Raw genomic sequence first — 25179 nt, forward strand, 5'->3', positions numbered from 1 at the left:
AGGTAAAGCGAAACTTAACGGCGCGGATAAAGGATTCGTTAGGCCTTAAGGGCGAAACTTGCAGCTTGGGGCGTAATGCGCCCGATTTGCCCGAGTCGACCAAGGATCCGCCTCATGTCTGCCCTCAGTCTGCTGTCCCAGCGTACCGTTTTGTCCGACGCCGACATCAAGCGTCTGGTGAAGAGCGAAAATGCCGATGACCGCGCCGTCGCCACCCACAAGATATGCCGTGTGATGGAGCGTAGCGAGATGAGCGAGGGTGACCGTGATGCCGCCCAGGAAATCATCCGAATGCTATCCCAGGATGCCGCGGAACTGGTCCGACGCGCCCTGGCCGTTACCCTGCGGACCTCGGACCTGCTGCCCCACGACGTCGCCATGAAACTGGCGCAGGACGTGACGACGGTAGCCGTGCCAGTCCTGACCCATTCGCCGCTGTTCACCGACCAGGACCTGCGCGAGATCATCCGCAGCGGCGGACCAACCCGCCAGATCGCCATCTCCAAGCGCGAGACCTTGTCCGAAGCCGTGACCACGACTCTCGCCGAAACCGGTGTCGAGGAAGCGGTTGTCATTGCCTGCGCCAATGACAATGCCCGTTTCAGTGACGGCGGTATGAACCGCGTTATGGACCGCTTCGGCACCTCTGAAGTCGTTCACAGTGTGCTGATCAACCGTAGACAACTGCCTGTCTCGGTCAGTGAGCGTCTCGTCCATATTGTTTCGGTCGCCCTGCGCGAGCAATTGATTACCCGCCATGCCATCAAGCCGGAAACGGCTGTCGAACTGGTTAAGGCGACTCAGGAACGTGCGACGCTCGACATGGCCGATCAGACCGGTGCCAACATGGACCCGAAGGGCCTGGCGCAACACCTGATGTCTACCAACCGACTGACGGCCTCTCTGATGCTGCGCGCCCTGGCCCGCGGCCATATGGGCTTCTTCGAACACGCCCTGGCTGAGTTGTCGGGCGTGCCGCATGAACGCACCTGGCTTATGGTCCACGACGCCGGTTCTCTGGGGCTTCGCGCGGTCTATGATCGCGCCGGTCTGCCCGGCCGCATGTTCCAGACCTTCCGTATAGCGGTCGACACCTATCACGGCCTGACGGCAGAAGCCGGTCATCTTGATCCGGTACGCTTTCAGGAGCGTTTGATCGAGCGTTTCCTGACCCAGGTGCCGTTCGCGCCGCGCGAAGACCTGGTCTATCTTTATGAGCGGCTGGATCGCGATTCCAAAGGCCGGCGCTGGAACAAGGTCCAGGAAGCCGCCGGTCCTGGCATGACGATCTCGCCGAAAGTAGCGGCCTGATCCGCGGGCCGAAGTGGTCAGCATTCGGTTGTAAGGGTTAATGGCGCAATCCGAAAACGGGAGTGCCCGTGCGGGTGCGTTATACCAAGCCTCATAAAGAATGACGCTTTGTATTCGCATTTTTTCAGCTCAAGCGCCGCATGGCTCCTCGCGTAAGCTCGGGCGGGCAGTCGCCCTTGCCAATCCACGATGAGTCTAGGTCATCGTGGATTGGTATTACAATTTATTGGAGTGCTCTCTGGCCTAAGCTCGGCCGCCCCGGAAACCTACGCTGGCGCGTATGCCAACCCGCAGTGATCCAGGATCATCAAGGGCCGATACTACGCCTTCTGGACGACGTCGAGATGTTCCTTGACGCGCTGCTCCAGCGCTTCGGCCAGGACCCGGCCCATAGGGTGGTTTTCTGCCTTGATTTGATCACGCACAATGGCGCGCACGGCATCGAGGTGGGCTTCCACCAGAACGCGCGGGGCCTCAGCGCGCTTGCTTTCATCATCCATCAGCTTGCATAGCGAGCCGCAGATGCGTGTAATGAGTGGAAATCCGTAGGTCGTGCCCAGGCCCTTCAGATCGTGGGCGCGGTAAAACAGCTGTTCAACGTTGCTGGCATTCAAGCCTTCCACCTTGATCGTGGCCTGAACGTCCTCAAGCTTCTTCACTTCTTCCAGCAGCCACGAATCGAACTGGGTCGACAGGTCGGCCAGGGCGGCTTCGGCCTTGGCGATCGACTCGGCGTCGAGCGCACCCAACCGCCCGCCGACCTTGGCGCGCAGCGTGTTGGGGACCTGGATGATCTGGGCTTTCTCCTGCATAGCGACTCCTGGCGGGCAGACATATACGCAACAATTTCGCTGAGACTAACCCAAGGGCGTTTAATAAGGGTTAGTGTCAGGCGATAAATTGTTCCGCCAGGACGCGTTCGTCATAGCCCTTGCCGGCATCGAACAACAGAGTTGCTTTCAGGTTCTCCGCCTCCGCAATATCGACGTGGACGACGTTGCGGACTTCAAATGTGTCAGCGGACGCACTGATCGGGCGTTTATCGACCTCCAGCGCTTCGAAGCGAACCTTGGCGGTGTGCGGCAGTATAGCGCCGCGCCAGCGCCTCGGCCGGAACGCGCTGATCGGCGTCAGCGCAAGGGCCTGGGCGGTGAGGGGGATGATCGGGCCGTGGGCCGACAGATTGTAAGCCGTTGAGCCGGCCGGAGTCGACACCAGGGCGCCGTCGCAGATCAATTCGTCCAACCGGACCTTGCCATCGATCAGGATGCGCAGCTTGGCGCCCTGGTGCGATTGTCGCAGCAGCGACACCTCATTGAAGGCAAGGGCTCGGTGTTCCTTGCCGCTGCGGCAGACCGCTGTCATGCTCAACGGGCTGATCAGGCTGCTTTCGCTGCGAATGATTCGCTCCATGAGGTTGTCTTCCGAGAAGTCATTCAGCAGGAAGCCAACCGAACCGCGATTCATGCCGAAGATTGGCACCTGGTCCATAAGATATTTGTGCAGGCTTTGGAGCAGAAAACCATCGCCGCCCAGTGCCACCACCACATCCGGATGGGCTGCTGAGCCGTACAGCGCCTTCAGTCGCGCGCACGCGGTCTGGGCTTCGGGGCGGTCGGAGGCGATAAAGTCGAGGCGCAGAGACATGGAAGGGTTGTAGCCGTTTGCGGAATAAATTCAATCGGCAAGGGCCAGGAGGCGTTCAATCGGCGAGTTGCGCCTTCAGCTTTTGCCGGGCTTCGGCGGCGGAGAGGGCAAAAACAGACAGGACCACCGGGCGGTGACGCGCATTGACCAAAGGCAGGCCGTCGTTGCGGCTTTGCCAAAAAGACAGCAAATGCAGGAAAACCGCCCTGTCGAGTTCCAGGGCGCAGGCCGTTAGAGCCAGGGGCACGGCCGACCCGGCCGCCAGCAGGCGACCAAAAGCGTCGGCGTCAAGTTTCAACCGGCGGGCGGCTTCGCGCACGAAGCCATCGATTTCACCCGAACGCATCAGCTTGAGGAGTTTCAGATTGCTGTGGCTGTCCCAGGTCGCGGGATCCACGGCTGGTGCCGTGCGGTGGAATCGTTCTGACAGCGCCCGGCGCAATTCCGGGCGTTCCTGCGCCAGGCGTTCCAAACGCGCCTGGTCGTCTTGGTCCAGTTCGGCCGCGGGATTGTCGACCAGAGCGACCAGGACGCTGTCGTGACCACTTTTCAGCAGCGCGCGAACCACCTTCCAATCGAGGCCGGGGCGCTGTGCGATCAACACGTGGTGGGCCTCACCCGTGGCGGCGATGAGGGCCAGCAGGGCGGGCCCGTCCAGCGAAGGCAGAGACGAGCGCAGCAGGGGCGCCGCGAGGTCGACCGGCATGCGGCAAAGGCGCACGATCAGTTCGTGATCGTTGCGCATCGGCTCCGGGGCATGGGCGACAGGTCGGGTTTGGCAATACGACGCGTGGAAGCGGACAGCACAAAAGTCCGGACGAGGCTCCGTCGCGGGCGGGGTGGCTTCGGCAGGGGGCAGAACAGATTTCAGGGCCGGCACGGCGAACTCCACGATTCGTGATGAGTCTGCGCCGACAGGGTGAATAGTTGTTTAATGATACAACTTAACGCCATCCCGCGATAACCGCGACTCATCGTGGGCTGGCAAGCGCGCCAAAGGACGTTTCCGGGGCGCCCGAGCTTTTGCGAGGCGCCACCGGAGGCACGCGTGCGACAATGTTTTTGCGCCGCACAGGCTGTCATGAGCCGAAAAACGGGACCCAAGACATGAGCATTATTGGGGACTTATCAATACCAAGCGATGTTAATCTTGTTTCAATTGAACGTCGTTACAGTGGAATTCGTATCAGTACTAAAGAAGGGCAGTTCATGTCCGGAAGTGACCAGGAAACATCCAGGATTTCGGCAGCAGGTCGGGCGCAGCGTGGTGCCGTGCAAGACAGGTTGCTGCTGAAGCGGGACGACGCGGTCACGATCGTTGAGCGTTTGCGCGAAACCCATGCCGACATCACGGGTCACGCATTCCTCCTCAAACTGGATGCTTTGATCGTCCGCCTCGGCGTCAAGTGGGATTCCAAGGCCGGCCTCGTGTTCGACCACCTCAAGACCAATTTCGAAAAGCACTACCTTGAGCCTAACTGGTGCGTGGCCATTAATGGCGACGCCTGGCTGGTCATGGTTCCACAACTCAGTCCGCGCAAGGGCGCTCTGGCTGTGGCGGATATGTGGCGCGACCTGTGCGGCTTTTTTGTCGGTGATATGTCGGCGGTCGAGGTGCCCCTCCATGACGTCCTGGTCGAAGATGTCGACAAACTGCTGATCGCCAAAATTGATTTGGGCACCTATGTCGGTCCGTGCGAAAACGACGCCGGTCCGCTGAAGGCCCGTCTCGGCCGAGTCCACAACGATGCCGGCGAAGCCGGACCAGAGGTTGGCGGCCTGGCAAATGCCGTGTCGATCCAGCGGCCGCTCATCGTTGCGGCGACTGTCGCCTATGCCGGCCGAACCTTGAAGGTCGCCAGCTCGGTCGAGCCCTTATTCGAGATGAAGAAGATGGTGATGATTGGCCATCGTCTCGAAGCCATGGTGATGGAAAATCTCGACAATGCCTTGCTGGACCGCAAGCACCTGGCCAATCTCGACTGGAATCTGCGTGAGCAGATCGACATGGTGAATATCGATCAGGGGCTAAAGCTGTTGCGCATGCGAACGGCCGAACAGCGCAAGATGATCATGGTGGTTCCCGCGGCGTTTTCGACCTTCGCCTCGGCCCGGGCGCGTCAAAAGATCACCGCCGAAGTCGCCAAGGCGGCGGCTGAGATGGGCTTGAAGGTGTTGTTCGAGGTGCGTGGCCTGGATGGCGTGCCGCCGCATCGCGTGCTGGAAATCGTATCGATGATCAAGCCTTTCTGCATGACCGCGGTGGGCTCGGTGAATGCCGACCGCAAAACGATTGCCGGGCTGAACAAGTGCGGGCTGTCCGGAGTATGCATCGAATATGATGGTGTCAGGCGTGACGAGGCGGTGTTGCAGGAGTATCTGGCGACCCTGGCGGCGGCGGCGAAGCTTTCGGCCGGCGCTTGCATGGTTCAGGGGTTCGACAACTACCGTCAGATGGCGGTCGCGCGATTGGCGGGCGTGACGCATGCCAGCATGAAGACGGCGGCCTTGATGTCGCCCAAGGGCGCGGCGCATGCGGGAGCCAGGGCAACAGAAGGCCTGCGCGAAAACGAAGTCGCGTTACCGGGAATGCTGCCGGAAACGTGATGCTGTTGAGTTAAGGGTCCGGGGTCTGGGGTTTGGGACCCAAACCCCAGACCTCGCGGCGTTACGCGCCGAATGTATCGCACTGCCTCGGGTCGCCGTTGGCAAAGCCCGTCTTGAACCATTTCACGCGGTCGGCAGCGCTGCCGTGGGTAAAGCTGTCGGGGACCACGCGTCCCTGGGACGCCTCTTGGAGCGTATCGTCGCCGACGGCCGATGCCGCTCCGATGGCCTCCTCAATGTCCCCGGCCTCAAGCCAGTTCATCTTCAGATTCGACTGATACGCCCACACGCCGGCGTAACAGTCAGCCTGTAGTTCCAGCCTTACCGACAAGGCGTTGGCGGCGCTACGGCTGACCCGGCGCTCCTGTTGCTGGACGTAGTCCGTAATCCCGAGTTGGTTCTGGACATGGTGGCCGACCTCATGAGCGATGACATAGGCACGGGCATAGTCGCCCTTGGCGCCCAACTGTTGATCCAGGGTGGTCCAGAAGCTGAGGTCGATATAGACGCGTTGATCAGCCGGACAATAGAAGGGCCCCATGGCTGCCTGGCCGGTGCCGCACCCTGTGCCTGTGGCGTTGTCATACAGCACCACGGTCGACGGGCTGTAGGTCTTGCCCTGGGCCTGGAACAATGCCGTCCAGGTATCATTGGCCGAGGTATGGACGACTTCGACGAACTGACCAGCTTCGTCCTTCGGCGTGCCGACCGAAGCCTGCTGCTGGGACTGACTTCCCTGAATCGATTCCAAGCCGTTCACGACGGTTTGCGGATCGATGCCGAAGACGTAGTAGCCAACCAATGCCAGGATCACGACGACAACCCCGCCACCACCTATCATGCCAGGACCGCCCATGCCCCGCCGATCCTCTACGCCGCCTCTGCGTCCGCCTTGCCACTTCATCCCAAGCCCTCCATGGATCGCACCTGTTTGTGCCCACCAGACTCACACATATCTTAACCCTATTTTCAAGAGGCTGTGTGTCGGCCGCACAACGTGAAGAATTTTTAACCTCGCCGGTACCCAATACTGACAATTTCAGGTGGCCGCTGAAACTAATTGCCGGTATGACAGGGCTGTCAAAGTGACGCTGCACTTGCGAACTTTTTGCGACGTTTCGTTGACTTGGTGAGAGGCCGCCGCCATCAGGGGTGGTGGAAAGAGACACAGGATTCTAAAGCATGTTTATGGGGCTTGGCATGGGTTCGCGGCCGCTGCGGGTAGCCGCCGGTTTAGCGGCAGCATTGGTGATGAGCTTTGGCCTTCAGGCATGCTCGGAAAAGAAGGAAGAGAGCAAGACGGACGAAAAGAAATCCGCCGTCCACGCCTCCACGGTCAATTACGCGGTCGTTAGTGAAGTCAGCGCACCGATCAACATTACCGGGTCGGGTACAATCAGCGCGTGGCAGGAGGTGCCCGTCGCCGCCGAAACGGGTGGACTGACGGCCATCTCACTGCTGGTCGACGAAGGCGCGTTCGTAAAACAGGGTCAGCCCCTGCTGAAGATGAATGACGTCCTTCTCCAAGCTCAGTATAAGCAGGCCAATGCGAGTTACGAGCAGGCCCGCAAGGCCTATGAACGCGCCAACACGCTGTTCAAGCAGGGTTACCTTTCGGCCGCAGCGCTCGACAATGCCCAGGCCTCGATGCTGACCACCCAGGCGGCCATGGAAACCGCCCAGACCCAGTTGTCGCTGGCTACGGTCCGCGCGCCGGTCTCCGGCATCATTACCAAGCGCACGGCTGTGCTGGGTCAGGTGGTGTCGCCCGGTGTCGAGCTGTTCCGTATGGTCCGCGACGGCCGCGTCGAACTGAACATGGAAGTCGTCGAAATCGAGCTCGGCCTGGTGCGGTCGGGCATGGCCGCCACCGTCACGTCGCAATCGACCGGTGCGGTTACCGGCACGGTGCGCATCGTCACGCCCCAGGTAGATCCGGCAACGCGCCTCGGGTACGCCCGCATCTCGGTACCGTGGGAGTCGGGCCTCCGCCCGGGCATGTTTGCCCAAGGCTCAATCGACGCCGGCAGCCAGCCGGCGCTCCTTATCCCGCAGACGGCCGTGGCCTATGCCGAGAACAAGCCGGGCGTTTACGTTATCGGCCCGGCCAACAAGGTCGCCTTCCGCAACGTCGTCCTGGGCGGCCAGCAGGGCAAGAATATCATCGTCCGTGACGGGCTCGCCGTCGGCGAACGCATCGTCACCACCGGTTCGGGCTTCCTGAACAATGGCGACACGGTCAAACTGGCCGCCAACCCGCAAGCGGCCGGTGAGTAAGATGTCGACCGAAACGCCGACCCCCAAAACGCCACCTACGGGCTTCCAGATATCGTCCTGGTCGATCCGCAACCCCATCCCTGTCATCGTCTTCTTCATCGTGATGACGATTGCCGGCGTCATCGGCTTCAACAGCCTGCGCATCAACAACTGGCCCGATATCGATTTTCCGATTGTGGTGGTGACGGTGGTGCGCTCCGGCGCTGCGCCGACGGAACTGCAGAACCAGGTCACCCGCATTGTCGAGGACTCGGTCTCAGGTCTGGGCGGAGTGCGCCACATCCAGTCCTATGTCAACGAAGGGGCGTCGACGACTGTCATCACCTTCCAACTCGAAACCGACCTGGAAAAAGCGACGAACGACGTCCGAAATGCCGTGGCGGGTGTGAGAATGAACCTGCCCGGCGACGTGCAGGATCCCATCGTGTCGCGCGTCGAGAACGCCCAGGGCCAGGCCTTGCTCAGCTATACCATCCGCGCTGCCGACATGACTCCGGATCAGCTCAGCTGGTATGTCGATAACGATGTCGCCAAGAAGGTGCTCGGCGTCAAAGGCGTGTCACAACTGACCCGCGACGGCGGTGTCACCCGTGAAATCCGCATTGAGCTGGATCCGGCCAAGCTGGCCGCCCAGGGCGTTTCAGCCGGCGACATCTCGCGCCAGCTCTCCGCCTTTAATGTCAACATGCCCGGCGGACGCTTCAATGCCGGCACGACCGAACAGACCATTCGTACCATCGGCGGCGCCGACTCGGTGACGCAACTCGCGGAAACCCGCATTACCCTGTCCAACGGCAGCACGGTTCGCCTGGGCGATCTGGGCACCGTCACCGACACCTGGACCGAGCCGCGGGCCCGCGCCCGCTTCGATGGCAACGAAGTGGTGGGTTTTGGTATCCAGCGCACGCGCGGCACGTCCGAACACCATGTCGCGGAGCGGGTTCGCAAAGTCATTGATGATTTGAAAAAGCAGAACCCCAATGTCGAAATCGAGGAGGTAACTTCCAGCGTCGAGGAGGTTGACCGCAGTTTCCGTGCGTCGATGGAGGCCCTGGTGATCGGGGCGATTCTGGCCGTCCTGGTGGTGTACCTGTTCCTGCGCGACTGGCGGGCGACCTTCGTCTCGGCGGTAGCCATGCCGATGTCACTGCTGCCGACCTTCTTTGTCATGGCGCTGCTGAACCAGTCGTTCAACGTTGTGACCCTGCTGGCCCTGTCCTTGACCATCGGCATTCTTGTCGACGACGCCATCGTGGAAATCGAGAACATCGTCCGGCATATACGCGAAGGCAAGAAACCCTATCCGGCGGCCATCGAAGCCGCTGACGAAATCGGCCTGGCCGTCGTGGCGACCACGGCAACCCTGATCGCGGTGTTTGCACCGACCGGCTTTATGCCGGGCATTGTCGGCCAGTTCTTCGAAAGCTTTGCGGTGGCCACCTGCGTCAGCGTCTTCTTCTCGCTAGTGGTGGCGCGGACACTGACCCCGCTGATGGGGGCTTACCTGTTGCGCGCCAACGCCGAGCACGACCATGATGTACCCTTCTGGATGCCCACCTACCAAGCGATGCTGAAGTGGACACTGGAAGGTCACCTGAAGTGGCGCTGGTACATCCTGTTCCATGGGGTGACGGTCTTGCTGGCCTGCGTCATCGCAGGGTTTACCAGTAAAAACCTGGTCATCTCCGGCGTCGGAGGCGCCGTGTTCCTGGTAACGCTCATCCTGTTCTTCCTGTTCCACAACAAGTACATGAAGGCCCGTTGGGCGGCGCTGGAATTTGGTCTGATCGGGTCCATCGGATTGATCCTGCTCGGGGTAGCCATGGCCATGCCTCAGCCCGGAGGCGGACAGGCTGCCGCCGCGGCGAGCGCCGCCGCTGCAGCTCAGGGAAATACCGCCGTCGTCATACTGTTCAGCCTTCTCGGCCTTCTGGTCTTGCTGGGCGGGCTGATCTGGATGGCGAAGCCGAAGAACTTCCCGCCGCTGCTCGGTTGGATCGTGGCTTTGGCCGGTACTCTCCTTTTCATCGGGGCCTTCTTCGCTGGAAGTCCGCTGGTCGCCTCGATGCGGCTTGTCGTTTTCGGCGTACTTCTGCTGGTCGGTACTTTCTTCATCGTGGTTAGAATGAAGACGTCGCTGCTCAGCGGGCGCTGGGCCGTGATCATCGGAGGTATTGCGTTCTTCATCGGATCGCTGGGCCTTTCGACCCTGATCCCCAGCGACAACTTCCCGCCCGAGGATTCCGGCATGTCGGTGATGAACATCTCGCTGCCGCCCGGCTCGACCCTGGCCGAGACGGATGCCATCGTCAAACGCGTCATCGGTGAACTCCACGCTCGCGACGAGGTCGAGAGCACCTACGCCACCATCAATATGAACAGCGCCACCATCGTCGCCAATCTGACGTCGCGGCATGTCGAATGGTTCAAGACGGGTGAGGACGGCAAGTTCCATATCTACAAGGGCCCGGAACGAGACCTGTCGCAACCTCAGTTTGAACAGGCTTTCTCCAGGCAGCTTGAGAATTATCCCGGTGTACGCGCCAGCTTTGGCCAAGCCGGCGGTGGTGGTACGGGCGTGGCCTACATCCTGGTGGGCGAAGACGAAAAGATTCTGATGTCGACCCTGGCTCAGCTCCAGCGCGAGATGCAGGCCTTGCCGGAACTGGCCAATGTTCGTTCGGAAGATAATCTGACCCGGCCGGAAATCGTCATTACGCCCAAGCCTGACCAGGCCGCTCTGATGGGGGTTTCGACTCAGGACATCAGTTCGGTGGCCCGCGTCGCCACGGTCGGCGACATCGACCAGATCCTGGCCAAGTTCAACCAGGGCGACCGCCAGGTGCCGATCCGTGTCCTGCTGAAGGAGGATGCCCGTCTCGACGTCGCCAATCTCAACAACCTCATGGTGCCGACCCGCTTCGGCACTTCGGTACCGCTTTCGGCCGTGGCGGACATCAGCTTCGGTGCCGGCCCTATCCAGATCAACCGTCTCGACCGGACGCGCACGGCGACCATCCGTGCCGACCTGAACGGAGTGCCGACAGGTGTCGCGGATGGGGCGGTTGCCAAGACGCCGACCATGACGAAGATCAAGGCCAACCAGATTCCCGGTGTCCGCACCGTGGTCAATCCGGACACGGAAGACTTTGCCGAAATGCCGCTGAACTTCGGGATCGCCATCTTAACCGGCATCGCCCTGATGTACGTGGTTCTGGTGCTTTTGTTCGGGTCGTTCTCGCATCCGTTCACCATCATCCTGGCCCTGCCCCTGTGTTTTGGCGGTGCCTTTGTCGGCCTGTTACTGTTCCAGATGAGCATGTCCATGCCGGCCTTTATCGGCCTGATCATGCTCGTCGGCATCGCCGCCAAGAACTCGATCTTGCTGGTCGAGTACGCCATGGTGGCTATCAAGGACGGCATGACGCGGACCGAAGCTCTGTTCGAAGCCGCCAAGAAGCGCGCCCGTCCGATCGTCATGACCACCATCGCCATGGGCGCCGGCATGATCCCGGTGGTTGTCGGCGAAGACGCCTTCCGTCAACCGATGGCGGTGACAGTGATCGGTGGTCTGATCACCTCGACCCTGCTGTCACTGTTGTTCGTGCCGGCGACCTATACGGTGATCGACCAGATTTCGCACTTCTTAGGGAAGCTGATCTCGCCGGCCTTCCAGGCCCAGGGTAAGGACGAACCTGAACCTGAGCCCGATCCGGCCCCCCAGCCGGTTGAAGAGTGGAAATACTGATGAAAAATGCCCTCCGGAGTGATCCGGAGGGCCTTTTTCTGGCTGGAACGTCTGAGCCCGGTCGGGTCATTTTGTCATTTGGATCACGGATGGACACGGATTTCCGGGTCGTCCCGCACCAACCGCGAAACGGCGCCTGAAGTGTTTGGAACCGCGAAGGAACGCGAATGAACGCGAATACTCGTGAAAATTTACTTCTTCAGGTTGATTTTGACAACCGAAGCTATTGAGCGCCTTTGGAGCTCTTCTTATTCGCGTTCATTCGCGTTCCTTCGCGGTTCCAAACATTATACAGGCGTCGCTACGCAGCAGGTTCCGAAGGACCCGGAAATTCGTGTCTATCTGTGTCCATCCGTGGTTCAAACCCTTGAAACCAGTCTCGCTCAGGCCTCGGAATTTAGTCCCGTTGCCACCGACACGGGCGTGATCTTCAGCGCCGTAATCTGGTTGCGTTGACGACGCATAATCTGGAACCGGCGACCGTAAAACAGGAAGGTTTGGCCGGGCTCGGGGATGGTCCGCGCCTCGTGGATGACCAGGCCGGCCACGGTCACGGCGACATCGTCGGGCAGGCCCCAGTCCATGGCGCGGTTCAGATCGCGGATCGGCATATCGCCGTCGACATGGATCGAGCCATCCGACTGCTTCCGGATGGCGGTAAAGACCGCGTCGTGCTCGTCATCGATTTCGCCGACAATCTCTTCCAGGATATCTTCCAGAGTCACCAGGCCCTGCAAGGCGCCGTATTCATCGACAACCAGCGCGAAGTGCTGCTTCTGTTTCAGGAAGGCGGCCAGTTGATCTTTCAGGTTGGTGGTATCGGGGATGAACCACGGTGTGCGGGTAATGCCCATGACGTCGACCGAGCCGAGATCGCCCCGGGCGCGGGTCACCGCCGCCATCAGGTCGCGGGCATGCAGGATGCCAATGATGTTTTCCGGGTTGTCGCGGTACATCGGGATACGGGTATGACTGAAGTTCAGCGCCGCCTCGATGATCTCGGCCATCGGCAGGTCGGCGTCGATCATGTCGATCGATTTGCGGTGCACCATGATCTGGCTGACGTCCAGATCCTGGAGATCCAGAACGCCGCGGAACATGTTGCGATCCTCCGCCTCGACGGCGCCTTCGTCGTGGTGGTACTCCACGGCGCCACGGATCTCTTCGTGCGCCGCCAGGACGTCGACCTCCATCGACAGCCTGACGCCGAACAGCCGCAGCGTGCCACGCACAAACCACTGCACGGCCTGGACGACGGGTCCGAAAATATAGACGGTCCACATGACCAGGGGCGACAGGCTGCGGGCGACATCGTCGGGTTTAAGAATGGCCAGAGTCTTGGGCAGAACTTCACCGAATACCAGGATCAGCACCGTCATCACCGCCGTCGATATCGCCACGCCCCAGTAGCCCGGAAACAAACCACCCAGGACGCTGGTCGTCAGGGCCGACGCGCCGATGTTGAGGACATTGTTGGCCAGAAGAATGGCGCCGATCATCTTTTCCTGGTCGCTCAGCAGGATATTAACCCGCTTGGCACCCCTGTCGCCGTCGCGCTCCAGTTGGTGCATGCGGCCGCGCGAGGCAGCCGTCAGCGAGGTCTCGCCGGCAGAAAACAGCGCTGACGAAAACAACAGGACGATCAGAAACGGCGCCAGAACCAGCAGGGTGGCGATCAGCATTTTAAGCCTCTTGGAAGTGCGCTCCGTCACGCACCAGGAAATCGTGAATCGACTGACGGTTGACTTTCTTGGCTACGAACGCCTTGCCGATGCCTTCAACCAGGACGAAGGTTAGAGTTCCGCCCTCGGCCTTCTTGTCGTGACCCATATGGACCAGCAGCCGCTCGGGGTCGAAGGGGGAGTTGCGCCCATCCTTCCAATAAATGTCGGACATGGCGGTTGGCAAGCCAGCGTGGCGGATGGCGGCAATGGCGCGGTTGGCGTCGCCCGCCGCACAGGCACCTGTGGCCGCGCTGTAGCGGAAGGCCTGCGCCATGCCGACTGCCACAGCCTCGCCATGCAGGAGCAGGTCGCCGAAACCGACCTCGGCCTCCAGGGCATGGCCGAAGGTGTGGCCCAGATTGAGCAGGGCGCGGGCGCCGCCTTCGCGCGCGTCCTGGGCGACGATTTGCGCCTTCATCTCGACCGAGCGGGCGACGGCATGGCGAATGGCCTCGGGCTCCAGCGCCAACACACCTGCGTCATTTGCCTCCAACCAGTCAAAGAAATCGCGATCACCCAACAGGCCGTATTTGATGATCTCGGCATAACCGCAGCGCACTTCGCGGGCGGGCAGGGTGGTCAGGACGTCCAGATCGCACAGCACCAGGCGAGGTTGGTGAAAGGCGCCGATCAGGTTCTTGCCCTGGGGGTGGTCGATGGCGGTTTTCCCTCCAACGGAGCTGTCAACCTGGGCCAGGACGGTTGTCGGGATCTGGATGAAGTCGATACCGCGCATATAGACGGCGCAGGCAAAACCGGTCAGGTCGCCGACAACGCCGCCGCCCAGGGCCAGGACGATGTCCTTGCGGTCGAGACCGGCACTGACGAAGGCGTCCGTCACAGTCTTTAAACCTTCCCACGACTTGGTTTGCTCGCCGGCCTCAACGATGAGGTGCTGGGCGGTGATACCCGCAGCGGTCAACTGCGCCTCCAGCGGCGCCAGGTGCAGCGGCGCGACATTGGCGTCGGTGACGATAAAGACGCGGCGGATCTTCAGGAACGGGGATATATAGCCGGCAGCGTCCTTCAACAGATCCTTGCCAACCAGAACCTCATAGGCCTTGAAGCCAACGCCTTCGACGGGAATGCGGGTGATCATGCCTGGGACTCCACATAGGCTTGCAGGGCGTTCAGCACCATCTCGACGGCCTTGCTGTGCGACTGGTCGCCGGTATCGACCACGACATCGGCCATTTCGTACAGCGGATAACGGATTCGGGCGTGCTCCTTCAGCACCTCCATCGGCGAACGATCACGCAGCAGCGGCCGGTGCGGCTTGTTGGCGACGCGACGGGACAGTACCTTCAGATCGGTCTTTAGCCACACAGTGATGGCCTTGGCCTTCAGCCGTTCGCGGGTCTTGACGGAGGTGAGTGCGCCGCCGCCGGTGGCCAGGATATGAACCGGCGAATCGAGCAGGCGGGCAATAACCCGTTCCTCGCCGTCGCGGAAGCCCTGTTCGCCGTAGTGCGTGAAGATGTCGGCAACGCTCTGCCCGGCCGCCTTTTCGATTTCCTCGTCGGCGTCGACGAAGGGCAGGGCGAACTGTTCGGCCAGGCGCTTGCCGATCGTGGTCTTGCCGACCCCCATCAAGCCGATAAGGGCGACGGTCCTGGGCAGAATAAAACTGGGGCGTTCGGGCTCTGGCGCCGCCGCAGGCTGGGGTGTCGCGGTCATATCACGGCCGCGAAAAGGAGAAAGGAGTCATAATACGAAACTTTTACACGATGTTAGGGGGGCTTTGCCAGACTCCACGGGAAAAAACCCGCCAGAGCCCCTAAAGCCCTCATGTCCCACCCCAGTTCCCGCCTCGATCCGGTACGACAATTCCTGCAGATGATGGCTGTCGAGCGCAATGCCGCCCGACAGACCCTGGACGCCTATGGCCGCGATCTCGACGACCTGATGACGATATGCAAGGTTTCACCGCAGGGTTTGCTGGGCCTGGGTGAGAGCGATATCGGGGGGTATTTTGAAGGCCTGGCGGCGCGCGGTCTGGCCTCGTCCTCCCTGCAGCGCAAGCGCTCGGCCGTGCGCCAGTTTTATCGCTTCTGCGTCGCCGAAAGCCTGATGACGCATGACCCGTCGCGCAAAGTCGCCGCGGCTAAGAAGGGACTGAAACTGCCCAAGATCCTGGAGTGCGACGAGGTAGATGCCTTAATCAACGCCGCCGATGCCATCGCGCCCAACCAGGCCGTGCGTCTGGAATGCCTGATCGAGATGGCCTACGCTTCGGGTATGCGCATCTCGGAGTTGGTCGGGCTGAAACTGGACGCCGTTGCTCGCGACCCGGCCTTTCTGATCATCAAGGGCAAGGGCGGCGTGGAACGTCTTGTACCGCTGAACCCTTCGGCACGGGCGGCGATCAAGGCATATCTCGATATCCGCTATACCTTCCTGCCCAGCGGAGATAAGGCGAACCCTTACCTTTTCTCCTCCCGCGGAAAGGAAGGCCACCTGACCCGGCGCCGGGTCGGGCAACTGCTGGACCAGGCGGCGGTTGAGGCCGGGATCGATCCGGCGCGGGTGTCGCCGCACGTGCTGCGCCATGCCTTTGCCACCCACCTGCTGGAAGGCGGCGCCGACCTCCGCGTCGTCCAGATGCTGCTGGGCCATGCCGATATTTCGACGACTCAGATCTATACCCACGTTGCAGGAGAACGCCTGCGCGAGGTCGTCGAGACCCATCACCCCCTGTCCAGGACCAGAGTCAGCTAAGAAGAATCCGCTTTCCGTTGCGCAGACTTGCTGTTAAAGCGCTGCTCCCTTAGAAGATCATTGCAAATTTGCGCTTCGCGCGAACACTTGGGCCATTCACAGAGCGACCTGATGCGACATTATCTCGATTTCGAACGTCCGATCGCCGACCTCGAAGCCAAGATCGAGGAGTTGTCCGCCCTGTCTCAATCCGGCGGCGCCAATCTTGAATTGGAACTGCAGGCCCTGCGCGATCGCACCGAAGTGCTGCGCAAGCAAACCTATGCCCGGCTGGAGCCGTGGCAGAAAACCCAGGTCGCGCGCCATCCCGAACGACCGCACCTTGTCGACTATATCGGCGGCCTGATTACCGAATTCGTCGAACTTCGCGGTGACCGCAAGTTCGGCGACGATCAGGCCATCGTCGGCGGCTTGGGTCGGTTCCGTGGCCAGGCTGTCGTGGTCATGGGCCATGAAAAGGGGTTTGATACCGCCAGCCGGCTGAAGCACAATTTCGGTATGGCCCGGCCGGAAGGCTACCGCAAGGCAGTGCGCTTGATGGATATGGCCGAGCAATACGGCCTGCCGGTCCTGACCTTTGTCGACACGGCCGGCGCCTGGCCGGGCATCGGCGCCGAAGAGCGTGGCCAGGCCGAGGCGATTGCCCGCTCGACCGAGCGCGGTTTGACATTGAGATCGCCCATGGTGGCGACCGTAACGGGCGAGGGCGGCTCGGGCGGCGCCATAGCGCTGGCCGCGGCGAATCGCGTCCTGATCCTGGAGCATTCGATATACAGCGTTATTTCACCCGAAGGCGCTGCCTCTATCCTTTGGAAGGACGGCGCCCGCGCCAGGGATGCCGCTGACCGGATGAAGATCACGGCGCCCGATTTGCTGAAGATGGGTATAGTCGACCGTATTGTCGAAGAACCGGCGGGCGGCGCCCATTCCGATCCGGAGTTCATGATTGAATCGCTGGGAGATGTCCTGGAAGAGGAACTGAAAGCGCTCAGCTTCCTGTCGCCGGAACAATTGGTGGAACAGCGCGCCAAGCGCTTTTACGATATCGGACGGGTCGGCCTGGGCTAGCTTGAACGATAATAAGGGGGGCAATGATGCAAAAGAAAAACTACCATTTTCGGCCACTTAAGGCACTGACGACGTGGACTTTGATCCTGGCGGGCGTCAAGGCCGGGGCTCTGGCTCTTTATGCTTTGTGCAATGTCGTGCCGGTCGCAACCGGGTTTCCCTTTGATTACGAGACGATGGAAGATCCTATGGCGATTGGTTCCGCGCTCGCAGGCCTGCTCTATGTGACCGCAACGGTTATCGGGGGTGTGGTGGCACTGGTTTGGTTCTACGGCGCCACGCGCAATACCATGGCGATCCGTCCGACGTTGACGCTGCATCCGGGGTGGGCGGTCGGCTGGTGGTTTGTGCCCTTCGCCTCCCTTTACAAGCCCTATCAGTACATGCGCGATATCTGGCTTACAGCCATGGGGCAAACCAACGGCCGCTATGCCGCGGCGGCTCCGCCGCTACTGATCATTTGGTGGTGGACCTTCCTGATCAGCAATCTGTTGCTTCGAATTGCCGATCGCTTTGAATTGGAGGTTTTGGGTTCGGTGTTTATTGTTGCAGGAGGCGCCCTGTCGGTCTTAGCGACCCTGATCTTTATGAAACTGGTCCGCGATATCGCCAGGAACCAGGTCGCATCCGACGTCCGGATCGCCGATCAGTTTTGAGCTTACGCCGTCCTCACATAATTCGGCCACTAACCAATTTGTAACCCGACGGGGTGCTTCCTACGCTTGAGTGATTCCATCCTCAGCGGAGACATCCCCATGCGCAAGCTCGTTCTGGCCTCGGCCGCCCTTTCTGTAGCCGCCGTCCTGCTGCCCGCCACTTCGGCCCAGGCTATAGAAGATCCCTATATCGCTGCCCGCGCCAGCACCCTCGGTGTCGGCGTTGAAGGTGGGGCCAAGATACTGCCCTTCATTCGTCTGCGAGGCATAGCCCAGACGCTTGATATCGATTACGACGACGAGATCGACGACATTCGGTATAACGGCAATTTCAAGCTGGGTTCGGTCGGCGTTCAGGCCGACTTCTTTCCGTTTAACGAAGGTCCCGTCTTTGTCTCGGCCGGCCTCTATTCGAACGGCAACAAGATCGACGCCTCGGCGCGCCCGACCGGCAATGCCGAAATCGGTGGCGCGACTTACACGCCCGACCAGATTGGCACGCTGACGGCACGCGCCCGCTACGAAAAGACAGCACCCTATCTCGGCGTCGGCGCCGAATGGAGTCTCTACCCGGCGGTGATCAGCCTGGAAGCTGGCGCCTTCTTCCAGGGCGCGCCGAAGGTCACCCTGACCTCCGACGGCAGCTTCGCCAGCAACCCAGCCTACCAGTCGTCACTGGAGCAGGAGCGCCAGTCAATCGAGAAAGACCTCGACAGTACCAAGACCTGGCCGGTCGTGTCACTGGCGGTTGGTATCCGATTCTGATCAGAGCCCGTTGGGAAAAAATCGAAGCGGCGCGCACACAAAACGGCAAGCGGTTTCGCAATCTCAACCGTAGTCATACAGCGATTGTTGTCCAACACACGTTTAGGGAGCGGCGGCGAAACGGACGCTTTTCGGCGCGTCGCCGCCTTCAAAATGCAGCGTCTGGGTGACGCCGCCCGCACGGACATTGACCACGCCTTCCGGCGGATGCTCAGTAGCGGGGAACAAGCCGTACCCGATGGTCACCACGGCGGGTTGTGATGGTAGTTTGCCGCGGTACACGAAGGTAAGATCATCGCCCTGGAAATCACGCGAGATAAACTCCAGAGCCTGGCCATTGACCGTGAAGGCCTGGGACAGATGGTTCTCCAGAGCCTTCAGTGCCAATGGGTCGTCGACGCTGGGGGCGGCATCGGGCGCCAATTCGACCAGTTCCGGTTCGGTATCGTGCGCCGACAGGGTGTGGGTGACGGTGACCTCTCCGCTGTCGCCGATCTCAACTACCGACAGGGTATGGTGGCCGCGATGAGCCTGGGCGGCGCCGGCCGCCATCAGCCCGGCGGCCGCCAGCAGAAGCAGCATTTTCACTTCTTCTCATCTTTCTTGGCTTGCGGCGCTGTCTTGGTGCTGTCGGGCGTGACGATCAGTTCCATGTCTTTCATCCGGTTGGCTGGTTCTTCGGAATCGGTGATCCCCAAGGTGACGGAATCGATGCGGCGTGGAAAGGCGTTGTTGGCGGTATTGGCGTCGGCGGTTTCCCACAGCGGGTCAAGTTCGGCCTGTTTCAGCGTCTTGGGCGTCACATACTGCCAAGTGACCTCAACAGGATTCATGCGCCAGATTTCGGCAGGAATGCGCACAGTTTCTGACGTGCCGTCGGTGAAATCGAGCTTGACGATCACCGGCATGACCAACCCGCCCTTGTTGCGGAAAGTCAGGTTGTAGAAGCTATCCTTGACCGCCAACGCTTCTTTCAGCTCCGGTTCGGCGTCCTTCATGGCGTCGGCGTATTTCTTCTTCGCCTTGACGGTCGGCGTGAACGCGGTGGTTTCGTCATAAAAATCGCGCGTTTTCGGATCGGTGGAGACGACAGTCGGTTCGGTGTTGCGCATCTCGGTCAGCGAGTCGGGCTTTTCGTCGTCCTGCAGCTTTTCCCATGGCTTTTCGATCTCGGGATCACGGGTGTTGATGCGCGCCTTCTTGATGTCGACCAGCTCGATATCGACGTGGTCGGTGGAATAGAACCAGCCGCGCCAGAACCAGTCGAGATCGACGCCGGAGGCCTCCTCCATGGTCCGGAAGAAGTCATAGGGGGTCGGTCGCTTGAAGGCCCAGCGCCTGGAATACTCCTTGAAAGCAAAGTCGAAAGTTTCGCGACCCAGGACGGTTTCGCGCAGGATGACCAGGGCCGTGGCCGGCTTTCCGTAAGCATTATTGCCGAACTGAGGGATCGATTCCGAATTGGTCATGATCGGAACCTGGTTCTCGCTGACCATGTATTCGATCATGTCGCGCGGCTCGCCCCGGCGCGAGGGAAACTTCTTGTCCCACTGCTTATGCGCCTGGAACTCGACAAAGGAGTTGATACCTTCGTCCATCCATGTCCACTGGCGCTCATCGGAATTGACGGTCATCGGGAACCAGATGTGACCGACCTCATGGATGACGACCCCTATGAGCCCGTATTTGGCACGTTCGGTATAGGTCAGTTCACCGGTCTTCTTGTCCTTGATCGGCCGCGGCCCGTTAAAGGTGATCATGGGATATTCCATGCCACCGACCGGACCATTGACCGACTGAGCCGTCGGATAGGGATAGGGGAAGGCGAAATCGCCATAGACCTTCAAGGTATGGGCGATCGACTTGGTGGAATAGGCGTCCCACAGCGGGCGCGCCTCCTTTGGATAAAACGACATGGCCATGACCACGGGATGGGCTGGATCGGCATTCTTGACGCCCTGGGCGTCCCAGATGAACTTGCGCGACGAGGCAAAGGCAAAGTCGCGGACATTGCCGGCCGTGAAGCGCCAGGTCTTGGTGCCGGCCGCCTTGGTCTTTTCCGCCGCGGCCGCCTCTTGAGCCGTGACGATATAGACCGGTTCTGCGGCAGTCTTCGCCTGGTCCAACCGGCTTGCCTGGGCAGCGCTTAATATGGCTTCCGGATTCTGCAATTCACCGGTTGCCGAGACGATATGGTCGGCGGGTACCGTCAGCTCGACCTCATAGTCGCCAAATTCCAGGGTGAATTCGCCGGCGCCAACAAAGGCCTTGTTGTGCCAGCCTTCGTAGTCGGAATAGACGGCCAGGCGCGGGAACCACTGCGCCCCCAAAAAGATGCAGTTTCCGTCTTCGCCCGGTTTGGTGAAGCATTCGTAGCCCGACCGACCGCCGACCACCCTGGTTTCCGGGATGGGAAACGACCAGTTCATTGAAAATGTTAAAGTTTCTCCGCTTTTCAGCGGTTGCGCCAGGTCGATGCGCAACAGGGTATCGACCACGGTGAAGGGCAGGGGTGCGCCTGCCGCATCGGTCACCTTCAGGTCGTTGAAGCCGCCTTCCCAGGTCTGCATCCGCTTGGCGCGGCGCACGCCTGAGGTCGTGAGTTCTTTGCCGGCGGTGGTGCGCGTCAACTCGGCGATTGAACCGCGCTTGTAATTGTTTTGATCGAGCGTCAGCCACAGATAACGCAGTGTGTCGGGAGAGTTGTTTTGGTAAGTGACGGTTTCGCTGCCGGTGATGGTTTTGGCCGCCTCATCGAGCGTCGCCTTGATGCGATAGTCCACTTTCTGCTGCCAGTAACGGTAACCTGGCTCACCGGCGGCGTTGCGGTAGTCGGTCGGGGTCGGCCAGGCCTCGCCTTCCAGCTGGCGGAACTTGTCCTCGAACTTCCCTTTGGTTTGCTCGACCGGATCGGCAAACCCCACGGCGGGCGCCATCAGCAGCGCCATTCCCAACACAATATGCTTCACATTCGCTCCTGCGGACAGCGGCAACTGGTTTGTATTGAAACCAAGCGGTGCCGCCGAATGCAAGCGAATTGTCATCTTAGAGCGCAATCCGATAAAGTGTGACGCACTTTTCGGATAAATTGCGCGACAAAACAAAAACTTAGAGCGGGGTGTTGATTCCATCAAAACTCATCCCGCTCTAATGACATTTTTACCCGGGGCGTTCCACCGAAACCTGATGCGGGTAGGGCACTTCGATCCCTGCCGCGGTCAAAGCCGCCTTGAGGTCCAGGATCAACCGTGTCCGGGCGCCCTGCGCCGCATTCGGCGGCACGAAAATGGCGACCTTGAAGATCATGCCGCTGGGCGCGAAGTCCTGCAGCGCCACCCACGGCTCAGGCGACTCCATGCGCCCGGCCTGAGCCTTTGCCACATGCAGCAGCAGGTCGAGGCAGGCGGTCAGGTCTGTGGCCATGCCGACCTCCAGCTTGACCTCGATCTTGATCGCGCCATTGGTCGTGAAGTTGTTAATTTCGTTGGAGAATATCTTGGTATTCGGCACAAAGACGCGCAGGTTTTCAGCTGTGTTGATTTCGGTGGCGAACAGTCCCAGGCGATGGACCGTGCCCGTAACCTCGCCGATCTTGACCGTGTCGCCGATCCGGTACGGCCGGTTGAACAGGATCATCAGTCCGGCGGCGACATTTCCCAGCGTTCCCTGTAAAGCCAGGCCTATGGCCAGGGACGCGGCACCCAGAACGGCGATGAAGGAGGTGGTCTCGACCCCCAGCCGGCTCAGCGCCGCCACCACGCCGACCGTTAGCAAAAGCCAGCGGATAACCTGGGACATGAATTCCGGCAGGGTCCGGTCGGCGTCATTCTGCACAAAGCGGCGGACCAGTTTCTTGGCGCCGTCGGCCAGCCACTTCGACACCCAAAGCGTAATCAGCAGGATGATGCAGGCGATGGCGATATTGGTCAGCACGTCCGGGTGGCTGAGCACGCGGTTGACAATATCGGGCGTTACAGGGGGCTTGGTCACGCCTTGCGCCTTTCCTTGAAGAAGCTTTTGAGCAGGGTCGAACTGTCCTTCGCCAGCACGCCATCGCTGACCTCCGGCCGCCAGTGACAGGTCGGCTGGACAAAGAACTTCGGCCCATGGGCGATCGCGCCGCCCTTGGGATCCGAAGCGCCATAGATCAACCGGGCGATCCGGGCGTGGGAAATGGCGCCGGCGCACATGGCACAAGGCTCCAGCGTGACGTAAAGCCACAAGCCGCTCAGGCGATAATTGCCGATGGTCTGCCCCGCGGCGCGCAAGGCCAGGATTTCCGCGTGGGCGCACGGATCGTTAAGCCAAATTGGCGAATTTCTTGCCGTAGCCACAACAGTTTTACTTGACGGATCGAAGATTAGGGCGCCTATCGGCACCTCACCGGACCGGGCCGCTTCATGGGCCAGGTCCAGCGCCGTCTGCATCAAGGTTTCGTCTTCGCTTTTCATAGCGTTTTCAAAGACGGCTCCGCCTGCGGCGTCAAGTACAATTCAAGGATATGACCGTGACCGACGAGAGTAACGCTGGAGAGCGTGACGTTTCGCAACCGAACGAAGCGACCCCAACACCCGAAAAGACCTTCACCAAGAAACCCTTTGCTAAGAAGGACGGGTTCAAGAAGGAGGGTTTCAAGAAGGACGGCGGCAAGGATGGCAAGCCCCCCCCGAAGGCTACCGAACGCATCGCCAAGGTCCTGGCCCGCGCCGGCCTGGCCTCGCGCCGCGAAGTCGAGCGCCTGATCGGCCTGGGGAAAATCGCGGTCAATGGCCGCATCCTGGAAACCCCGGCCGTATTGGTGTCTTCGGTCGATGTTATCACCGTCGAGGGGCAGGTTATCGGCAAGGCCGAACCAACCCGCGTGTGGCGCTATCACAAGCCTGTCGGCCTGATCACCACCCATTCCGACCCGCAAGGCCGTCCGACCCTGTTTGAACAACTGCCGTCGCACCTGCCACGCGTCATTTCGGTCGGGCGTCTCGACCTCAATTCCGAGGGCCTCCTGCTGCTGACCAATGATGGTGAACTGGCCCGTTCGCTGGAAAAGCCGTCTTCGGGTTGGGTCCGGCGCTATAGAGTCCGCGCGCTGGGCAACACTTCGCAGGCGCGCCTCGACTCGCTGAAGGACGGCACGACGGTCGACGGCGTCATCTACGGCCCGATGGAGGCCGTGATCGACAAGATCGCCGAAAAGGCCGACGGTCGCGCCAATGTCTGGCTGACGGTGGCCATCACCGAAGGCAAGAACCGCGAAGTCCGCAAGGTGCTGGAATCGATCGGACTGAAGGTTAACCGACTGATCCGCCTGGCCTATGGCCCGTTCCAACTCGGCAATCTCGAAAGTGGCGAGGTCGAAGAAGTCGGCCCGCGCGTTATTCGCGAACTGCTGGCGGATGTCGTGCCGTTGAAAAATCTGCCGCCGGAAAGCGCCTCCCAGACGCGCGATGCCCCGCGCGAGTCGTTTAGAAGCGGCGAGGCTCGTGGTGAAGCTTTGGGCGGCCGCCGCGGTGGCGGTGACCGGTTCGACAGGAAACCACCACGCGGCAAGCCGGCTTTTGAGGAAAAGCGCGACTACAGGGAACGCGATTTCGATCAGCGTCCACGCTTCGAAGGCGACGGCGAAGCCCGCGACCGCAAGCCGGAACGCCCCTTCGAGCGACCAGTTCAGAGCAAGTCCTATGGCGCGCCTCGTGACGGCGGTGATGCCCGCTCGACCTACACCCCGCGCCCGGACCGTGGCGCCGGCAGCGACAAGAAGCCTTACGACAAGAAGCCTTACGAAAAGAAGCCCTATGCCTCGCGGCCGGTTCAGGGTGAAGCTGGCGCTTACGACCGCGCCAAACGCGAATTCGGGCCCAAGCCGCGCTTCGACCGCCCGGCCGGCGATGACGCCCGCTCGAGCTATACTCCGCGCCCCGACCGCAGCGGCGGTGACGCCCAAAAGCCTTACGCCTCCAAGCCTTATGCCAAGAAACCTTATGCGCCGCGCCCGGCCCAGGGTGAGGCCGGTGCTTATGATCGCGCCAAGCGTGAATTCGGGGCTAAGCCGCGCTTCGACCGTCCGGCAGGCGACGACGCTCGTTCCAGCTATACCCCCCGTCCGGATCGTGGCGGCGGCGACGCCTCCAAACCCCACACATCCAAGCCCTACGACAGCAAGCCGCGTGCCGAACGCCCGGCCGGCGAGGGCTACAAGAAACCCTATGCACCACGACAGGATCGCGACGCAGCTGGCGGCGGCTACAAGAAGCCATTTCGCCCTTCCGGTGATCGCCCCTCCAGTGCACGGCCTTCCGACCGCCCAACCAATGACCGGCCAGCCAGTGACCGGTCGTCGGGTGAGCGTCCTGCCTACAAGGGCCGCGACGGTGCAGGCAGTGAAGCGCGCAAGAGCTACGGCGACCGGCCGCGGCCGGGTGGCTTCGGCGGCAAACCGGGCGGCAAGTTTGGTGGCGGCGGTTCAGACCGTCCCCGTTCAGACGCCCCGCGATCCGACAGGGTACGCTCCGATGGGCCACGCTCAGATGGGCCACGCTCCGAGGGGCCCCGTCCTGTTGGCCCGCGTCCTGGTGGCCCGCGTCCGGGCGGCAAACCCTCATTCGGCGGCAAGCCGTCCTTCGGCCGCAAGCCGTCGCGTGACAGCTGAGACCTGACGGCA

At 61.0% G+C, this 25179-nt stretch carries 20 protein-coding genes; 9 read left to right on the forward strand and 11 right to left on the reverse strand.

The window, feature by feature from the left end:
- The first annotated feature begins 114 nt into the window (after nt 1-114).
- Nucleotides 115-1311, forward strand: a complete 1197-nt coding sequence (locus tag ABAC402_RS36020) for a DUF2336 domain-containing protein (RefSeq protein ID WP_023450747.1) — start codon at nt 115-117, stop codon at nt 1309-1311.
- Between the two features lie 320 nt (nt 1312-1631).
- Here ABAC402_RS36020 and ABAC402_RS36025 read toward each other — a convergent pair whose 3' ends face one another.
- The 3 genes from ABAC402_RS36025 to ABAC402_RS39455 form a co-directional block, all read right to left on the reverse strand.
- Nucleotides 1632-2123 carry an Hpt domain-containing protein gene (locus ABAC402_RS36025; RefSeq protein WP_023450748.1) on the reverse strand — a complete coding sequence of 164 codons (492 nt, stop codon included), beginning with the start codon at nt 2121-2123 and terminating at the stop codon, nt 1632-1634.
- Between the two features lie 76 nt (nt 2124-2199).
- Nucleotides 2200-2958: an NAD kinase gene (locus ABAC402_RS36030; protein WP_023450749.1), complete on the reverse strand. Its 759-nt coding sequence runs from the start codon at nt 2956-2958 to the stop codon at nt 2200-2202.
- Nucleotides 2959-3013: 55 nt separating this feature from the next.
- Entirely contained in the window at nt 3014-3703 is a 690-nt protein-coding gene (locus ABAC402_RS39455) for a DUF2336 domain-containing protein (RefSeq protein ID WP_023450750.1), read from the reverse strand.
- A 464-nt stretch (nt 3704-4167) separates the two neighbouring features.
- On the opposite strand from ABAC402_RS39455, the gene ABAC402_RS36040 reads away from it, so the two are divergent.
- Nucleotides 4168-5565 (forward strand): hypothetical protein, encoded by a 1398-nt coding sequence (locus ABAC402_RS36040; protein WP_031235930.1) that lies wholly within the window; start codon nt 4168-4170, stop codon nt 5563-5565.
- Nucleotides 5566-5626: 61 nt separating this feature from the next.
- Here the strand turns inward: ABAC402_RS36040 and ABAC402_RS36045 are convergent, their stop codons facing one another.
- The gene (locus ABAC402_RS36045; protein WP_031235931.1) at nt 5627-6469 is read right to left on the reverse strand and encodes a neutral zinc metallopeptidase; all 843 of its coding nucleotides are present in this window, start codon (nt 6467-6469) and stop codon (nt 5627-5629) included.
- Nucleotides 6470-6747: 278 nt separating this feature from the next.
- Here ABAC402_RS36045 and ABAC402_RS36050 point away from each other — a divergent pair, with 278 nt between their 5' ends.
- Entirely contained in the window at nt 6748-7842 is a 1095-nt protein-coding gene (locus ABAC402_RS36050; RefSeq protein WP_023450753.1) for an efflux RND transporter periplasmic adaptor subunit, read from the forward strand.
- A gap of 1 nt (nt 7843) precedes the next feature.
- Nucleotides 7844-11590, forward strand: a complete 3747-nt coding sequence (locus tag ABAC402_RS39460) for an efflux RND transporter permease subunit (RefSeq protein WP_023450754.1) — start codon at nt 7844-7846, stop codon at nt 11588-11590.
- A 383-nt stretch (nt 11591-11973) separates the two neighbouring features.
- Here the strand turns inward: ABAC402_RS39460 and ABAC402_RS36055 are convergent, their stop codons facing one another.
- The 3 genes from ABAC402_RS36055 to ABAC402_RS36065 are packed head-to-tail and all read right to left on the reverse strand — an operon-like array spanning nt 11974 to nt 14991.
- A complete protein-coding gene (locus ABAC402_RS36055) occupies nt 11974-13272 on the reverse strand; it encodes an HlyC/CorC family transporter (protein ID WP_023450755.1) in 1299 nt (432 codons plus the stop codon).
- Between the two features lies 1 nt (nt 13273).
- Nucleotides 13274-14413 (reverse strand): 3-dehydroquinate synthase, encoded by a 1140-nt coding sequence (gene aroB, locus ABAC402_RS36060; RefSeq protein ID WP_023450756.1) that lies wholly within the window; start codon nt 14411-14413, stop codon nt 13274-13276.
- Nucleotides 14410-14991 carry a shikimate kinase gene (locus ABAC402_RS36065; protein ID WP_023450757.1) on the reverse strand — a complete coding sequence of 194 codons (582 nt, stop codon included), beginning with the start codon at nt 14989-14991 and terminating at the stop codon, nt 14410-14412. The genes aroB and ABAC402_RS36065 overlap by 4 nt, the downstream gene beginning before the upstream one ends.
- Nucleotides 14992-15102: 111 nt before the next feature.
- On the opposite strand from ABAC402_RS36065, the gene ABAC402_RS36070 reads away from it, so the two are divergent.
- The 4 genes from ABAC402_RS36070 to ABAC402_RS39465 all read left to right on the forward strand — a co-directional run bounded on the left by ABAC402_RS36070 (nt 15103) and on the right by ABAC402_RS39465 (nt 18521).
- Nucleotides 15103-16032, forward strand: a complete 930-nt coding sequence (locus ABAC402_RS36070; RefSeq protein WP_031235932.1) for a site-specific tyrosine recombinase XerD — start codon at nt 15103-15105, stop codon at nt 16030-16032.
- A 108-nt stretch (nt 16033-16140) separates the two neighbouring features.
- Nucleotides 16141-17100 (forward strand): acetyl-CoA carboxylase carboxyltransferase subunit alpha, encoded by a 960-nt coding sequence (locus ABAC402_RS36075; protein WP_155847458.1) that lies wholly within the window; start codon nt 16141-16143, stop codon nt 17098-17100.
- 23 nt (nt 17101-17123) lie between these two features.
- Nucleotides 17124-17756, forward strand: coding sequence for a DUF4328 domain-containing protein (locus ABAC402_RS36080; RefSeq protein WP_023450760.1), 633 nt, complete (start codon nt 17124-17126; stop codon nt 17754-17756).
- Between the two features lie 99 nt (nt 17757-17855).
- Complete coding sequence (locus tag ABAC402_RS39465; protein ID WP_023450761.1) at nt 17856-18521, forward strand: hypothetical protein; 666 nt, start codon at nt 17856-17858, stop codon at nt 18519-18521.
- Nucleotides 18522-18623: 102 nt separating this feature from the next.
- Here the strand turns inward: ABAC402_RS39465 and ABAC402_RS36090 are convergent, their stop codons facing one another.
- From ABAC402_RS36090 to tadA, 4 genes are all read right to left on the reverse strand, one after another.
- A complete protein-coding gene (locus ABAC402_RS36090; protein WP_023450762.1) occupies nt 18624-19103 on the reverse strand; it encodes a DUF6702 family protein in 480 nt (159 codons plus the stop codon).
- 2 nt (nt 19104-19105) lie between these two features.
- Entirely contained in the window at nt 19106-21469 is a 2364-nt protein-coding gene (locus ABAC402_RS36095; protein ID WP_023450763.1) for a M1 family metallopeptidase, read from the reverse strand.
- Between the two features lie 211 nt (nt 21470-21680).
- Nucleotides 21681-22511 carry a mechanosensitive ion channel family protein gene (locus ABAC402_RS36100; RefSeq protein ID WP_023450764.1) on the reverse strand — a complete coding sequence of 277 codons (831 nt, stop codon included), beginning with the start codon at nt 22509-22511 and terminating at the stop codon, nt 21681-21683.
- Complete coding sequence (tadA, locus tag ABAC402_RS36105) at nt 22508-22972, reverse strand: tRNA adenosine(34) deaminase TadA (protein WP_023450765.1); 465 nt, start codon at nt 22970-22972, stop codon at nt 22508-22510. Before tadA ends, ABAC402_RS36100 begins: the two co-directional genes overlap by 4 nt.
- A gap of 56 nt (nt 22973-23028) precedes the next feature.
- Here tadA and ABAC402_RS40985 point away from each other — a divergent pair, with 56 nt between their 5' ends.
- On the forward strand, nt 23029-25167 hold the full coding sequence (locus ABAC402_RS40985; protein WP_235079996.1) for a pseudouridine synthase: 2139 nt from the start codon (nt 23029-23031) through the stop codon (nt 25165-25167).
- Nucleotides 25168-25179 lie beyond the last annotated feature (12 nt).

Origin of the sequence: Asticcacaulis sp. AC402 (genome assembly GCF_000495835.1) — a bacterium.
In the GTDB taxonomy this organism is placed as follows: Bacteria; Pseudomonadota; Alphaproteobacteria; order Caulobacterales; family Caulobacteraceae; genus Asticcacaulis.